Annotated in this window: 10 protein-coding genes; 7 read left to right on the top strand and 3 right to left on the bottom strand. The window is 70.4% G+C overall.

What is annotated here, in order from left to right; all coding sequences use genetic code 11:
- Positions 1–9: 9 nt before the first annotated feature.
- Positions 10–456 carry a hypothetical protein gene (locus BN1193_RS12740; protein ID WP_040167143.1) on the top strand — a complete coding sequence of 149 codons (447 nt, stop codon included), beginning with the start codon at positions 10–12 and terminating at the stop codon, positions 454–456.
- A gap of 63 nt (positions 457–519) precedes the next feature.
- On the opposite strand, the gene BN1193_RS12735 is transcribed toward BN1193_RS12740, so the two are convergent.
- Together BN1193_RS12735 and BN1193_RS18345 are read right to left on the bottom strand one after the other, a co-directional pair.
- Positions 520–1,332 carry an ABC transporter permease gene (locus BN1193_RS12735; protein ID WP_040167140.1) on the bottom strand — a complete coding sequence of 271 codons (813 nt, stop codon included), beginning with the start codon at positions 1,330–1,332 and terminating at the stop codon, positions 520–522.
- A gap of 1,536 nt (positions 1,333–2,868) precedes the next feature.
- Positions 2,869–4,392 (bottom strand): ABC transporter ATP-binding protein, encoded by a 1,524-nt coding sequence (locus tag BN1193_RS18345; protein ID WP_230206499.1) that lies wholly within the window; start codon positions 4,390–4,392, stop codon positions 2,869–2,871.
- A gap of 144 nt (positions 4,393–4,536) precedes the next feature.
- On the opposite strand from BN1193_RS18345, the gene BN1193_RS12720 reads away from it, so the two are divergent.
- The 5 genes from BN1193_RS12720 (at position 4,537) to BN1193_RS12700 (ending at position 12,310) form a co-directional block, all read left to right on the top strand.
- Complete coding sequence (locus tag BN1193_RS12720; protein ID WP_040167136.1) at positions 4,537–5,598, top strand: enoyl-CoA hydratase/isomerase family protein; 1,062 nt, start codon at positions 4,537–4,539, stop codon at positions 5,596–5,598.
- Positions 5,595–6,509 (top strand): J domain-containing protein, encoded by a 915-nt coding sequence (locus BN1193_RS12715; RefSeq protein WP_040167133.1) that lies wholly within the window; start codon positions 5,595–5,597, stop codon positions 6,507–6,509. The genes BN1193_RS12720 and BN1193_RS12715 overlap by 4 nt, the downstream gene beginning before the upstream one ends.
- A gap of 394 nt (positions 6,510–6,903) precedes the next feature.
- The gene (locus BN1193_RS12710) at positions 6,904–8,631 is read left to right on the top strand and encodes an ABC transporter ATP-binding protein (RefSeq protein WP_040167131.1); all 1,728 of its coding nucleotides are present in this window, start codon (positions 6,904–6,906) and stop codon (positions 8,629–8,631) included.
- Positions 8,628–10,763 carry an ABC transporter ATP-binding protein gene (locus tag BN1193_RS12705; protein WP_094770495.1) on the top strand — a complete coding sequence of 712 codons (2,136 nt, stop codon included), beginning with the start codon at positions 8,628–8,630 and terminating at the stop codon, positions 10,761–10,763. Before BN1193_RS12710 ends, BN1193_RS12705 begins: the two co-directional genes overlap by 4 nt.
- A 128-nt stretch (positions 10,764–10,891) precedes the next feature.
- Complete coding sequence (locus tag BN1193_RS12700; RefSeq protein ID WP_052460751.1) at positions 10,892–12,310, top strand: serine hydrolase domain-containing protein; 1,419 nt, start codon at positions 10,892–10,894, stop codon at positions 12,308–12,310.
- A gap of 32 nt (positions 12,311–12,342) precedes the next feature.
- Here the strand turns inward: BN1193_RS12700 and BN1193_RS12695 are convergent, their stop codons facing one another.
- The gene (locus BN1193_RS12695) at positions 12,343–13,725 is read right to left on the bottom strand and encodes a D-alanyl-D-alanine carboxypeptidase family protein (protein ID WP_052460750.1); all 1,383 of its coding nucleotides are present in this window, start codon (positions 13,723–13,725) and stop codon (positions 12,343–12,345) included.
- 140 nt (positions 13,726–13,865) lie between these two features.
- On the opposite strand from BN1193_RS12695, the gene BN1193_RS12690 reads away from it, so the two are divergent.
- The gene (locus BN1193_RS12690; protein WP_052460749.1) at positions 13,866–15,221 is read left to right on the top strand and encodes an MFS transporter; all 1,356 of its coding nucleotides are present in this window, start codon (positions 13,866–13,868) and stop codon (positions 15,219–15,221) included.
- The last annotated feature ends 12 nt before the right edge of the window (positions 15,222–15,233 follow it).

Here is a 15,233-nt window from a genome sequence, read left to right as displayed (position 1 = left end):
ACTGGGGTCATGGTCACCCTTCTGCTCGATTCCGCCCACCTCGAGGTGGCGCTGTCGGCGACGGAGCGGGCCGCTGCCTTCCACCGCGACGCGATCCGCGTGCGACGTGACCACATCGTCCGGGTCCAGCTCACCGATGACCCGTGGACCTGGTTGCGCGGTGTGCGCAAGCCCGGCACGATCATCCCGAACGTGCTCGCGGCCGGCACTTGGCACTCCATCGCCGGGACCGACTTCGTCGTCGTGCGCGGGCGTCGTCCGGGTGTCGTGATCGATCTGTCCGAGCAGGCGCCGTACCAGCGCCTGCTGCTGACCACCCGCCACGGTGTGACGCTCGTCGAGGCGTTGCGACTGGACGCCGACGAGCAGGCGGTGCCGATCGATGACATGGTCGCGGCGGACACCGAGCGGCGCACCGGGGCGATCCGCACACGCCCGCGTCCGGCCACGGCCTGAGCGCGCAACCGGAAACGACGGCGGGCCACGGTCTCCCGCGGCCCGCATCCGATCGTCGTCGGTTCAGCTGACGTCGCGACGCCAGGTCGTCAGCCCGCCGATGATCGTCAGGACGACGGCGTAACCGGCGAGCACGAGAGCGCCGGCCCACCACGCCAGCAGGGTGCCTCCGGCGCCGGTGACGGACAGCAGACTGTAGCCGATCAGGGAGCTGGTGGCGCCACCGGGGAGGTAGTTCAGCGGCTCACTGAGGTTCTTCACGAACATGGCGCCCACGGACAGGAGCGGCTCGACGAACTGGGTGAACGCCAGCACCACGACGATGGCCGCGACCTGATTGCGGATGATGCTGCCGACCCCGACACCGATCAGCGCCCACAGCACCTGTGCGAGCACGGAGCGCCCGATCAGGGCCCACGTCGCGGCCTGGTCGAGCTCGGTCGGGCGGTCCTTGATGCTGAACAGCAGGGCGCCCACGCCGACGGTCACGATGACCGAGACCACCGCGAACATCGCGCCCATCAGGACGGCGACCAGCAGTTTCGCCGCCAGCGCCTGACCGCGCCGCGGAGTGGCGAGGAACGTGGGGGTGAGGAGCTTGTGGCGGAACTCCGTGGTGACCATCAGCGTCCCGAACAGCAGCGGGAAGACGTAGCCCGCGGTGCCCGAGATCGAGTAGACGTACGGCGCGAGGCCCTCCGTCGGCAACGGCGTGCGTTCGCCGCCGGCGCCGCCCGTGCCACCGAAGACGAAGGCGGCGCCGAGGACGCCGGCCTGGAAGGTCATGTACGCCGCGAGGACGATCAGCAGCACCCACCACCCACTGGTGGTGAACTGCTTCGTGACCTCGGAGCGGGTCGCGTTCGCAAGACTCACCGCTGCTCACCTCCGTCGCTGTCATCGTTGAACTGCCGGAAGAAGGCATCCGCCGGATCCTCGTCGGCGTCCGCCTCCTCGGCCGGCGCCTCCGGCTCCTCGGCCGGGAGGGCCGCCGTCGGGGCCTCGTCGCCGGCCGGCGCGGCAGCGGACGGTTCCGTCTGGTAGCGCCCGAAGAACGCGTCCGCGTCCGCATCCGCGGGGGAGCGCTCGCCGTCGTCCGCTTCCGGCGGCAGGCCTTCCGTCGCGTGATCGCGCTGCGGCGGGACCGGTTCGGCGGTCGGTGACGCCACGATCGCGATCTCGCCGGTGGAGGCCACCTCGTAGAGGGACCCGCTGCTCGGTGGCGGGGCCCAGCGATCGTCCGCGTCGGAGGCCCACGGGGAGGGGCCGTCGTCGGTGGTCAGCGGTGCCGTCACCGGGCTGTCGCGGAAGATCCGGGGTGCGTCGTCCGCGGGCTCCGCTGTCGGCTCCGCTGTCCGCTCCGCGTCGTCGGACGGGACCGCCGTGGCCGGGGGCGTCTGACCGGGTGCAGCGTCGGCTCCCTGATCGCCCGGCGTGTAATTGAACGCGGCGGGCATCCACCACGGCCGATCACCACCGTCCGTGGGTGGGGCGTCATCGCCGGCCGTGTCGCCGGCGGGAGCATCGTCGCCGGCCGGTTCCTCCGCCGGCGCCTCCGCCAGGTGCGCGTCGGCGTCGGCGAGGGGGGTGGTTCCGGGCGGGGCAGCGATGTCGGCGGGCATCCACCACGGACGTTCCGTGCCGGCCAGTCGCACGGGCTCCTCCTGCGACGCGTCATCGCCCGACGTCCCGGACGCCTCGTCGACCTCGACGTGCGGTGGAAGCGGAACGGCGACGGTCGGCAGGTCCGCGGACGCCGGCTCCGGGTCCATCGCCGGCAGCGTGAGCGCCACGTTCGGGTTCTCGACCGGTGCCGGACGCTCGGACGCGTCCGTCTCGGGCTCGGGGGTCTCGGCGCTCTCGGTCGGCACGGGTGCCGCGAGACCGTCCGGCTCGGGCGTCGACGCCGGGGCATCGTTCGTCGTCTCCCTGGCGGTCTCGGTCGATTCCGGTCCGTCCCCATCCGTGGGTGCCGGGAGCGGCGCCTGTGCGTCATCCGAGGGTGCCGGATCCCGGGTCGGGTCCTCCGCGGACGGCTCATCCCCGGTCGCGTCGCCGCCGTCGCGCTGCCCGGTCGCGTCCGCCGGCGCGGTCGCGTTTCCGACGGCCGGCATCGGGATCGCCGCGGTGGGGGCGTCCTCCCCGTCCGGGCGCTGGTCCGCGGTCGGGCTCTCGGCGGCGGTCTCCGTGTTGTCGGCGAGGGGAATCGCCACCGTGGGCGCGTCCTCGGCCCCGGTGGTCACCGGTGCGGGCTGGTCGATCGGGCCGAGAGGGATCGCGACCGTCGCCGCGTCGTCGGCGGGATCCGGGGGCGTGCGCGCGTCCTCGTCCGGCGACGGCTCCGACACCGCAGTGTCGAGCGCGGCTGCGCTCGGGACGTCGGCTGTCTCCGTGTCACTGGCCGTGTCCGTGTCACTGGCCGTGGCCGTGGCGAGTGCGGCTTGAACGCCCGCGTCCGCGGCCGCGCCGAGCGGAGTGTCCGTGGTCGCCGCCTCCGGCACCTGCGCAGCGGCGAGGGCCGCGGCCACGCCCGCCGCGCCGGCGGAACCGAGCGCGGCCGCCGCGACGGTGACTCCTTCGCCGAAACCGGCGGTGTCCGCCGGAACCCGAATGGGCTCGTCCGGGACCCGTCTCATCTACACATCTGACGCTGCCGACGATAACCCGTGTCCGTGTCACTGGCCGTGCCGTGGCGAGTGCGGCTTGACCGCCCGCGCCCGCGGCCGCGCCGAGCGGAGTGTCCGTGGTCGCCGCCTCCGGCCCCTGCGCGGCGGCGGGGGCCGCGGCCACGCCCGCCGCGCCGGCGGAACCGGGCGCGGCCGCCGCGACGGTGACTCCTTCGCCGAAACCGGCGGTGTCCGCCGGAACCCGAATGGGCTCGTCCGGGACCTCGCGCGCGGCGACCTCCGTGGCGGGTTCGGCGGCCGGGACGGCCTCGGTGACCGGCTCGGTCGTGTCCGGGGCCGTCACGGGCGACTCGGCGGTGGGGTGCGGGACGGCGGCCGTGGCGGCGCGTCCGGCTCCGGTCGCGGACGGGTGCACGCGCACACCGTTGACCAGGTCGAAGAAGATGTCCTCCAGCGTCGGGCCGCGACGCACCAGCGCGCTCAGCGGAACTCCGGCTGCCGCAGCGGCCGCACCCACCTGGGTCGGCGATGCACCGCGGACCGTGAGTCCGGACCGCAGCACGGTGGCGGAGATCCCGGCGTCGGTCAGAGCCTGCAGGAGAGCGTCCCGGTCCGGTCCGTCGACGATCACCGGCGGTTCCTCGTCGATGATGAGGTCATCGAAGTCGCCGTGGAAGACGAGACGGCCCTCGGAGATGATCACCAGTTCGTCCGCGGTCTGCTGCACTTCGGCGAGCATGTGCGAGGAGACCAGCACCGTGCGGCCCTCCCGCGCGAGGGCCTGCAGGAAGCCGCGCACCCAGGTGATGCCCTCCGGGTCGAGGCCGTTCGTGGGTTCGTCGAGCACGAGCACGCCGGGGTCGCCGAGCAGTGCGGTGGCCAGTGCCAGGCGCTGGCGCATGCCGAGCGAGTAGCCGGACACCTTGCGGTCGGCCGCACCCGTGATCCCGACCAGAGCGAGAACCTCGTCGACGCGGGACGGCGCCACACCGGCGGCCTGCGCGTAGACCTTCAGGTGATTGCGTCCGGTGCGTCCGGGGTGGAAGCTCGACGCTTCCAGCACCGCGCCCACCGTCTGCGCGGGGCGATCGAGCTGGGCGTACGGCTTGCCGTCGATCGTCGCGGACCCGGCGGTCGGCGTGATCAGGCCGAGCAGGATGCGCAGGGTCGTGGACTTTCCCGCGCCGTTCGGACCGAGAAAGCCGGTCACGACGCCGGGGCGGATACGAGCGGTGAAGTCGGATACAGCTGTCACGGCGCCGAAGCGTTTGGTGACGCCGGAGAACTCCAACACGTGGCCTTGGGGCATGCGTGAGCCTCTCCTCGTTGCGGGGGTCAGTGCTTCCATTGTGGTGGATGCGCGACGGAATGGAGGGATCGTCCCCCCACCGGCGCGCTGTCGTTCTGCGACGTTCGGAGGTGAACCACCGACACGCGCGGGTAACGTAGTCGCGTGACCACCGAGCAGCAGCAGGAACCGTCGGTCCTCGTCCACCGACAGGGGGGCCTCGGCCGCCTCACTCTGAACCGTCCGCGCGCGCTGAACGCGCTGGATCTGGACATGGTGCGTGCGCTCGCCGCCACGCTGCGCGCGTGGGTGGACGACCCCGACGTCGCGACGGTCCTCATCGACGGCGCGGGCGAGCGCGGCCTGTGCGCCGGTGGCGACGTCCGTGCGCTGCGCGCGGCCCTGGTGGAAGGCCGAACGGAGGAGGCGGAGACGTTCTTCCGCGAGGAGTACGACCTCGACCTCCTGATCGCGACGTACCCCAAGCCCGTGGTCGTCTTCGCGGACGGCGTCACGATGGGAGGCGGCATCGGCCTGGCCGGGCACGCGGCCATCCGCATCGTGACCGAGCGCTCCGTTCTGGCCATGCCCGAAACACGCATCGGGTTCACCCCGGACGTCGGCGGCAGCCTCCTGCTGGCCCGAGCGCCGGGACGCCTGGGCGAATACCTGGGGCTCACCGGAGCGACGATGACCGGAGCGGACGCCATCGAGGCGGGCTTCGCGGACCACTTCGTTCCCTCCGAGCGCCTGAGTTCCCTGCTCGATGCCCTGCAGCACCGTGCCGACCCCGGCACGCCCTCCGAGCTGGTCCTGCTGTTCGATGAGACGCCGGACGCCGGTCCGCTGCACGCCGAGCGGGAATGGATCGATGACGCCTTCGCCCGGGACACCGTCGCGGAGATCATCGCGCGCCTGCGGGAGATCGGTGGCGCCGCGGCCGCGGCGGCGGACACGTTGGAGGAGCTCTCGCCGTCCTCGCTCGTCGTGACCCTGGCCGCGATCCGGGCCGCCCGATCGAACCCCGATCTGTCCGCCGTTCTGGAGCAGGAGTTCCACCTCGGGGCCTTCCTCGGTGGGCGGCCGGACATGCCCGAGGGCATCCGCGCGCAGCTCGTGGACAAGGACCGCAACCCGTCCTGGTCGCCGGCGACGATCGCGGACGTGCCCGCCGACCTCGGCGAGACCGCGCTCGCGTTCCGCGGTCCGCGTCCGCTGTGGGAGTGAGCGACTCACCGCTGGCGGCGTCCGCATACGAGGTGCTCGGCGTCGCCGCGGACGCCTCGCACGCGGATCTGCGACGCGCCTACCGCCAGCGGCTGCGGGAGGCTCATCCGGACACCGGCGGCGATGCCGCGGTCTTCGTCCGAGTGCAGCGAGCGTGGGCGCTGGTCGGAACCGACTCCGCTCGCGCGGCATATGACCGCGGGCGCAGTCCTAGCACGATCCCCGAGCCCACGTGGGCGGCGGCGGAGCCGGCCGCGCGAGCCCGGGACACGCGGCCCATGCCGCGCAGCCACGGCGTGCCCGGGGGATGGAACCGCCATCGATATCTCACCGGGATCCGGGAATGGGCCGGGCGCGGGGTCACCCTCGCGGATCCGTACGACCCGGCGCTCGTGCGGTCCGCGCCCCGAGAGCTGCGGCGCCTGCTCGCCGACGCCCTGGCTGAGGAGAACACGGCGCGAGCACTGAACGATCTCGGGATGGGATACACCCTCTGGCACGATCTCGCCGTTCCGCGCACGGGGCTCAAGCTCGATCATGTGGTGCTCGGCCCGAGCGGTCTGTATGCCGTGACCTCAGACGATTTCGGCGGTGCCGTGCGGGTGCGTCGGGGTGAACTGATCGGGGACACCGTCTCCGGGTCACCGGTCGCGCACACGGTCGGCGCCGGGCGCGCGGTGGGCCGGTCCGCCGGCGTCCGCTTCGGCGGGGCGATCGTGGTGCTTCCGGACGCGGACGTTCCCGAGACGATCACGACGCTCGGCAAGGTCAAGGGTCTGCCGGTGGTGGCGGTCGGGGCGTCCGCTCTGACGACGGTCCTGCGCCGCGGCGTGGACGGTGTCCGGGACCTGGGCGGGACCGAGATCTTCGACATCCGCACCCGGTTGCAGCAGGCGATCCGCCTCGTCTGAGGTGCGCGCCCGAACGGGACTGACGAGGTCCGGAGACGGAAACGGCGGCAACCGGCCAAGGGGGGTGGCCGGTTGCCGCCAGGATCATCAGAACGATGATCCGTCTGCGACCGAGCCGAAGGGGGATTCTGCTCGGAAGACGTGTGCCATGCTAGCGCCATTTCGCCGGTTAAGGGACCGCTCTCACGGGCGGCGTCGTGAGATTCCCCGAGATTCCGCCAATCGGTGCTCACATGCGCGTGAATGGATTGCGATGTGCTCATGACAGACGCGCGTGTCGCACCCGATCGCGCTGTCCGCTGACAGCGCAGGCGCTCGCCTTGAAATGTCGGTGGTGCGAACCTAGAGTGATCCGTCGGCCTTGCACACCGCGGGCCCTCGCATCGGAGAAAACGTGCTCGGGAAACTCCTCGTCAAATACGCCGGCAAGTACTGGCCCTGGCTGATCGTGGTGCTGGTCTTCCAGTTCGCATCCGCCATGGCCTCGCTGTACCTGCCCAACCTCAACCGCGACATCATCAACGTGGGCGTGCAGAACGCCGACATTCCCTACATCTGGCGGACGGGCGGCTGGATGCTGCTGATCTCGCTCGGGCAGATCCTCGCCTCCGTCCTGGCGACGCTGTTCGCCGCACGGGTCGCGATGTCCGTCGGCCGAGACATCCGCGCGGCGGTGTTCGGCAAAGTCAGCGAGTTCTCCGAACGGGAGGTCTCGCACTTCGGTCCCGGTTCTCTGATCACCCGCAACACGAATGATGTCCAGCAGGTGCAGATGCTGACGATGATGGGCTCGACGATGCTCGTCACGGCGCCGCTGCTGGCGATCGGCGGCATCATCATGGCGCTGCTGACCGATGTCGGGCTCTCCTGGTTGCTCGCCGTCGCCATCCCCGTGCTGCTGATCATCGCGCTTCTCGTGATCAGCCGCATGGTGCCGCTGTTTCGCAGCTACCAGACCAAGCTCGACGCGATCAACCGCATCCTGCGCGAGCAGTTGACGGGTGTGCGCGTGGTGCGCGCGTTCGTCCGCGAGCCCATCGAGGAGGACCGCTTCCGCGTCGCCAACGCCGAGATGCGCACCGTCGGGCGTCGGGTCGGCTCGCTGTTCGTGATCCTGTTCCCGGTCGCCATGCTCGTGCTGGATGTCACCATCGTCGGCGTGATCTGGTTCGGTGGCATCGAGGTCAACCGGGGCAACATCGAAGTCGGCACGCTGTTCGCCTTCATGCAGTACGTCATGCAGATCCTGATGGGCGTGCTGATGGCCAGCTTCATGACGATCATGATTCCCCGCGCGGCGGTGTCCGCCGAGCGCATCGGTGAGGTGCTGGACGCCGACACCGGGCTCGCGACGGCGGCGAACCCGGTCACCGACTTCCCCGAGACCGGCACGGTGTCCTTCGAGGACGTCGAGTTCAGCTACCCCGGTGCTGACGAGGCGGTCCTGTCCGGGATCACGTTCGCCGCCGCTCGCGGCGAGACGGTCGCGATCGTCGGGTCCACCGGATCCGGCAAGACCACGCTCGTTTCCCTCCTGCCGCGCCTGTTCGACGTGTCCGCCGGAGCCGTGCGCGTCGACGGCGTCGATGTCCGAGAGGCCGACCTGGAGGCGCTCTGGGCCACGATCGGTCTCGTCCCGCAGCGTGCGTATCTCTTCAGCGGCACGATCGCCTCCAACCTCCGCTTCGGTCGAGAGGACGCCACCGACGACGAGCTCTGGCAGGCGCTGGAGATCGCCCAGGGCGCCGACTTCGTGCGGGACATGCCGGACGGCCTGGACAGCAAGATCGCGCAGGGCGGAACCAACGTCTCCGGCGGTCAGCGACAGCGGCTCGCGATCGCCCGCGCGATCATCCGGCGGCCGGAGATCCTGATCTTCGACGACTCCTTCTCGGCCCTGGACCTCACCACCGACGCCCGCTTGCGTCAGGCACTGTGGACCGAGCTGCCCGAGGTGACCAAGATCGTGGTCGCGCAGCGCGTGTCCACGATCACCGACGCCGATCGCATCGTCGTTCTCGAGGGTGGGCGCATCGCCGGTCTCGGCACGCACGAGCAGCTGCTCGCGACGAGCGAGACCTACCGCGAGATCGTCGAATCGCAGCTGGGGGTGGACGCATGAGCGAGTCGCAGACCACGGACAAGTCCGCCGCCGAGCTCGAAGAGGACAACGCCGCGGCGATGGAAGCCGCGATGGAAGCCGGCCAGTGGGCGCAGGGCGGCAAGGCGAAGGCCTTCTGGCCGAGCTTCAAGCGGATGATCGGCCTGCTGGCACCCTGGAAGTGGACGCTGGTGCTGGTCTCCGTGCTCGGCGCCGTGGGAGTCGTGCTCGCCGTGGCCGCGCCGAAGGTCCTCGGACAGGCCACCGACCTCGTCTACGAGGGCGCGCTCGGGCTGATCCTGGCGGACAAGTTCCCCGCCGGCACGACGCAGGAGCAGGTCGTTGAGGCGCTGCGCGGTGCGGGCCAGGGCGACTTCGCGAACATGATCGCGAAGATGGAGCACTTCACCCTCGGGCAGGGCGTCGACTTCGGCGCGCTGCGCGGCGTGATCATGGCCGTGCTGATGATCTACATCGCCTCCGCGATCCTCAACTGGGTGCAGGGATACGTCGTCAACACCGTCATGGTGCGCGCCATGTTCCGCCTGCGCGAGCAGGTGGAGGCCAAGATCAACCGCCTGCCGCTGTCGTACTTCGACCGCATGCAGCGCGGACAGCTGATCTCGCGCGTCACCAACGACATCGACAACATCACGCAGACGATGCAGCAGTCGCTCTCCGGAGCGATCACCTCGATCCTAACTGTCGTCGGCGTGCTCATCATGATGTTCACCATCAACTGGCTGCTGGCCCTGGTGGCCCTCGTCTCGCTGCCGCTGATGGCGGTCGTGTTCGGCGTCATAGGTCCGCGCTCGCAGAAGGCGTTCAAGAGCCAGTGGGCGCAGGTCGGTGTGCTGAACGCGCGGGTGGAGGAGTCCTTCTCCGGCCACGCTCTGGTGAAGGTCTTCGGCCGCGAGAAGGAGTCCGCCGCCGCGTTCGCGAAGGAGAACGAGGAGCTGTACCAGGCCTCGTACAAGGCGCAGTTCCTGTCCAACATCATGATGCCCGCCATGACGTTCATCGGCTCGCTGACGTATGTCGGCATCGCCGTGATCGGTGGCATCATGGTCGCCTCCGGCAACCTCCGCATCGGTGACGTGCAGGCGTTCCTGCAGTACTCGCAGCAGTTCACCCAGCCGCTCTCGCAGCTCGGTGGCATGGCTGCGGTCGTGCAGTCCGGCACCGCGTCGGCCGAGCGCGTCTTCGAGTTGCTGGATGCGCAGGAGCAGTCCCCGGACGCCTCCGACGCGCCCGCGCTCGTGGACGGACCCGGCGTCATCGAGTTCCAGGACGTGCAGTTCTCCTACTCGCCGGACAAGCCGCTCATCACGGGCCTGTCGTTCCGGGTGGAGCCGGGCCAGACCGTGGCGATCGTGGGACCGACCGGAGCCGGCAAGACGACGCTGGTGAACCTCATCATGCGCTTCTACGAGCTCGACGGCGGGCGAATCCTCCTGGACGGCCAGGACATCGGCGAGCTCACCCGGCACGAGGTCCGCTCGCGCACCGGCATGGTGCTGCAGGACCCGTGGTTGTTCGCCGGCACGATCCGCGAGAACATCCGCTACGGCCGCGCCAACGCCACCGACGAGGAGATCGTCGCGGCGGCGGTCGCGACCCGCGTGGACAACTTCGTCCGCTCCCTGCCGGACGGCTACGACACCGTCCTGGACGAGGACGCGGCGAACGTGTCCGCCGGTGAACGCCAGCTGATCACGATCGCCCGCGCGTTCGTGGCGCAACCGTCGGTGCTGATCCTCGACGAGGCCACCAGCTCCGTCGACACCCGCACCGAGGTGCTGCTGCAGCACGCCATGGCGGCGCTGCGCGAGGGGCGGACGTCCTTCGTCATCGCGCACCGGCTGTCCACGATCCGCGACGCCGACCTCATCCTCGTGATGGAGCACGGCGACATCGTGGAGCAGGGCGATCACGAGACTCTCATCGCCGCGAAGGGCGCCTACTGGCGCCTGTACCAGTCCCAGTTCGAGCAGGCCGTGGACGCCGAGACCGCCGAGGTGCTCGCCACCGGTGTGATCACGCTGCCGGCGACGGAGTCGGTCGCAGCCGTCGATGCCGAGCTCGCGCCGCAGGCGCCCGAGTCCGTCATCGCGGCGGAGGAAGCCCCGCAGCAGACTCCCCCCGGAGCCTGATCTCGCGTCTGAAACACCATCAAGCGCGCGAGACGCCCATGCGACGCATGAGTGTCTCGCGCGCTTCGTGGTGTTCGCCCAGGTGGGACCGGTGATCGCGGGAGGTGCGGATGCGGAAGGATGGTGGGATGGCCTCGCGTGATCACGACCTCCCCGAACTCCTCCCGCAGCTCGAGCCGTTCCTGCGGGACTGGGTCGACGCGATGCGGCGCCGGCGGCGAGTCCCGGGCATCCAGGTCGCCGTCCGCCTCGGCGACCGGCTGCTGTTCTCGTACGCGTCCGGGCTCGCCGACGCATCCACCGGTGCCGCGCTGACGACGGGGCACGCGTTCCGCATCGCGTCGCATTCGAAGACCTTCACCGCCACCGCGATCATGCAGCTCGTGGAGCGGGGGCGGCTGCGGCTGGATGACACCGTGGGCGCGGTGGTCCCGGAGCTCGCGGACGCCCCGATCGCGGGAGCCACCGTCCGAGAGCTCCTCGGGCACCAGTCCGGTGCCGAGCGGGATGGCGCCGACGCCGTCTTCTGGCAGCGCGAGCGAGCGTTCCCGGACCGTGCCGAGCTGATCGAGACCATGCACCGGGACCGCGTGTTCGGCTCGAACACCCACTTCCACTACTCGAACCTGGCGTATTCCGTGCTGGGCCTCATCGTCGAGGCCGTGACCGGCCGCGGCTGGAACGAGGTCGCGCTGGAGCTCGTGGCGCCGCTCGCGGAGATCATGAGCGAGCCGGCTCTGGTCGGTCCGGAACTCAACGTCGGACCGGATGCGCCGCTCGTGTCCGGTCACGCGATCAGCCCGTTCGAGCAGTTCGGCGATGCGGATGAGGAGTCGGCGGTGATCCCGCCGGTCGACACGCGCGTCGAGGGCCCGGCGACCGGGTTCTGGGCCAACGCCGAAACGATCTCCGCCTGGGTCGCCGCGCACGCGCTCGGTTCCGGTCACTTCCTGACCGACGACACCAAGCGGCTGATGCAGCGGGACGAGTCCCTCATCGAACGGGGCGGGCCGCGCTGGTACGGCCTCGGCTGGATCATCCGGAAGATCGGCGAGCGACGCGTCATCGGACACTCCGGCGGCTTCCCCGGCCACATCACGCAGACCTGGTCGGACCCCACGACCGGCTTGGCCGTCAGTGTTCTGACGAACCGCATCGATGGTCCGGCGACGGAGATCGCGAACGGCGTGATCGCGCTGATCGACGCCGCCCGTGCGGCCGTGGAGGATGTCTCGGCCGCCGTGCTGCGTCCCGAGCTCGCCGGGACCTACCTGTCCCTGTGGGGATCGGTCAGCCTGATGCCGCTGCCCGGGGTGGTCCTGGAGGCCTCGATCGACGGCGGCGACCCGGCGGGGGGACTGGCCCTCCTGCGGGAGACCGACGGGGCGCTGCGGGCGAAGGCCGAGGACGGCTTCGGGGATGCCGGCGAGGAGCTGCTCATCGACGCCGACGACGAGGGGGCCGTGCGGTCGGTCACGATCACCGGCATTCGCCATCACCGACGCGCGGACTTCCCGGACCGTCGCGCCGCCATGCTCGCGCCCTGACGCGCTCGTCCGCCGGGGTGCGGCGTCCGGGATCAGTCCCAGCCGAAGAGGGCGAACGGGTGGGTCAGGCGCCACCACGGGCTGGGGTCCGGCAGGTCGTTGGCGACCCGGACGCCGACCTCGTCCGTGCCCAGAGTGCCCGTGACGCTGAGGGTTCCCGCGGGGGCGCCGGCATCACGGTCGGAGCCGAGCTTCGGAGTCGAGATCACGGTCGGTGTGTGCTGCCAGACGGACCCGGTCGCGTCCGAGATCGTCACCAGCTTCGTGCTCTCGCCCCATGCGGTGCTCACCTCGGCGACCGCGGTGTCCTTCGGCACCAGCACCACGGGCTGGAGGGCGGCATCGAGCTGGGTGTAGAGGTTGCGTGAAACCGCGTTGCGGGCCGCGTCGTCCTCTTCGTGCAGCGCGACGGCATAGGTCTGCACCGTCTTCCCACCGATGTCGAGGTTCTTCACCGAGAGCAGGTTGTAGCCGTCGAGGGACCCGGTTTTCAAGCCCACGACGCCGGGGTCGCCGATCAGGCCGTTCGTGTTCTTCACCAGGCCGGCGCCGGGAAGATCAACCGACGGCTTGGCGACGATCTCGGCGACGATGGGGTTCTGCATCGCCACCTCGGCGAGTCGAAGGAGACCCTGCGGCGTCGCGACATTGCGCGGGTCGATGCCGGTCGGTTCCACGAGGGTGATACCGATGATCCCGGCGCGGTTCATCCAGTCGGAGGCGGCTGCGGCGTAGTCCTCGTCGGACGGCCAGATCGACTCGGACAGGATGTCGGTGTAGTTCCCCGCCGAGCCGAGCAGGATGCCCTCGATCAGCTGGTACTCGGTCAGGACGCCGTCGACCGGGACGTCGAGGGCCGATTCGTCGTTGGTGAGGTAGCGCCAGTAGTTGTCGCTGTCCTGTTGCGTGAAGTGGAACTCCGGGCCGGTCTCGCCCGGGGCCAGCGGGCTGTGGTCGAGGATCGTGAGGACCGTGACCACCTTCGTGATGCTCGCCAGGGTCACGGCCTCGTCCGTGGAGACGACGACCGGTCCGTCCTTCACACCGACGCCCGCGTATCCCTCGCTCGGCCAGGTGATCTCGGGGGATTTCACCGCCGCCGGCGTGACGGGAATCGTCTTCATGGTCGGCGGGAGGGCGTTCAGGGGCCACAGCAGCGTCGTTGCGGCGTAAGCGGCCACCAGGGCCAGGAGCACGCCGACCGGGATCCAGCCGGCCTGACTGCGACGGATCGGAACCCCGGAGAGCAGGTCCGGGACGACCACGGTGCCGCCGGAGCGCAACTTGCGCTTGACCTGTCGAGGGTCGACCCAGGTCAGCGCGGTGTCCGTGGTGGGTGTCGACGGTGTCGGCACGACGGTGTCGCTCTGCCGCGCGGCGTCTCCCGCGTCCGCGGTGGGTGTCGTTCGGGGCACCAGGCCACGCTATCGCGCTACGACGCCGGAACCCGCCAGCCGTGGCCGATGTCAGGCATGATCGGGGGTGAATGTCGTCATGCCGCGTCCCCTCTGTGGTCAGACCACAGGCGTATACTGACGCGGTCCTCAGGAGTTCCATGTCACCCGCCGCTGCCGCCTCGCCCGCCTCGTCCTTGACCGTCCCGCCCTGGCGCATCTGGCTCATCTGGGGGGTCGGAGTCGCCGCCTACGTCCTGTCCGTGGCCAACCGCACCTCGCTCGCGTCCGTCGGGGTGGACGCCGCCGAGCGGTTCCACGCGGACGCGTCCACGCTGTCGATGTTCGCCGTGCTGCAGCTCGCCGTGTACGGCCTGATGCAGATCCCCGTCGGCCTTCTGCTGGACCGGTTCGGCGCCCGGCCGATCATCACGATCGGCATGGCGTTGATGGCGGTCGGGCAGCTCGTGATGGCGTTCTCACCCAACGTCGGCATCGCGATTCTCGCGCGGATGCTGCTCGGCGCCGGCGACGCCGCCCTGTTTCCGAGCGTTCTGCGCGTGGTCGCGACCTGGTTCCCCGCCCAACGGGCGCCGTTCATCGTCCAGCTCACCGGGATCATCGGTCAGGCCGGGCAGCTCGTCGCGCTGATCCCGCTGGCGGCCCTGCTGCACGCCACCACCTGGACCGTCGCTTTCGGCTCGCTCGCCGGACTGGGTGTCCTGTTCACGGTCGTGGTGTTCGCCGTGATCCGCAATCACCCGCCGGAGCGGGCCGCGGACGTCGCGGTGGACACGTCCACGGGCGCGATCCGGGTGGTCCGGTCATCCTTCGACCTGCGCCAGAGTCTCGCCGACGCCTGGAAGCACCCCGGCACGCGCCTGGGCTTCTGGAGCCACTTCACGACACCGTTCGCCGGGACCGCGTTCATCATGCTCTGGGGCGTGCCGTTCCTGACCGAGGGGGAGGGGCTCACCCGCGGGAACGCCTCGATCATCACGACCCTGTACGTCGTGTTCGGCATGGTCGTCGGGCCGATCCTGGGCGCGCTGTCCAGTCGTCACCCGATGCGCCGGTCCAACATGCTGGTGCTGCCGACGGTCGCGTTCCAGCTCGTCGCGTGGGTGACGGTGTGCCTGTGGCCGACCGCCGCGCCGATGTGGCTGCTGATCATTCTCGCGCTCGCGCTCGCCACCGGCGGCCCGGCGTCCATGATCGCGTTCGATCACGCCCGCACCTACAACCCGGAGCACCGGCTGTCGACCGCGACCGGCATCGTGAACGGGGCCGGGTTCCTCGCCGGTCTGCTGGCCATCCTGTTCATCGGTATCGCGATGGACCTGCAGGGTGCCGGGGACCCCGCGAACTACAGCCTGGACGCGTTCCGCCTCGCGTTCCTGACGCAGGTTCCGCTGTGGTTGATCGGTTCGGCGTTCATCCTGCGCAATCGACACCTCGTGCGGCGCGGGCTCGGTCTCACCAAACGCAAGACGGCCGCAGGAGACCCGCACGCCTGAGTTCGGGTCTTG

The organism is Microbacterium gorillae, from assembly GCF_000826185.2.
GTDB lineage: Bacteria > Actinomycetota > Actinomycetes > Actinomycetales > Microbacteriaceae > Microbacterium > Microbacterium gorillae.
This window is presented reverse-complemented; position numbering and strand designations above follow the sequence as displayed.

Excerpts from the sequence above, each read along its gene's own strand:
- BN1193_RS12700 (WP_052460751.1), top strand. The coding sequence starts at position 10,892 with ATGGCCTCGCGTGATCACGACCTCCCCGAACTCCTCCCGCAGCTCGAG.
- BN1193_RS12690 (WP_052460749.1), top strand. The coding sequence starts at position 13,866 with ATGTCACCCGCCGCTGCCGCCTCGCCCGCCTCGTCCTTGACCGTCCCG.
- BN1193_RS12740 (WP_040167143.1), top strand. The coding sequence starts at position 10 with ATGGTCACCCTTCTGCTCGATTCCGCCCACCTCGAGGTGGCGCTGTCG.
- BN1193_RS18345 (WP_230206499.1), bottom strand. The coding sequence starts at position 4,392 with ATGCCCCAAGGCCACGTGTTGGAGTTCTCCGGCGTCACCAAACGCTTC.
- BN1193_RS12705 (WP_094770495.1), top strand. The coding sequence starts at position 8,628 with ATGAGCGAGTCGCAGACCACGGACAAGTCCGCCGCCGAGCTCGAAGAG.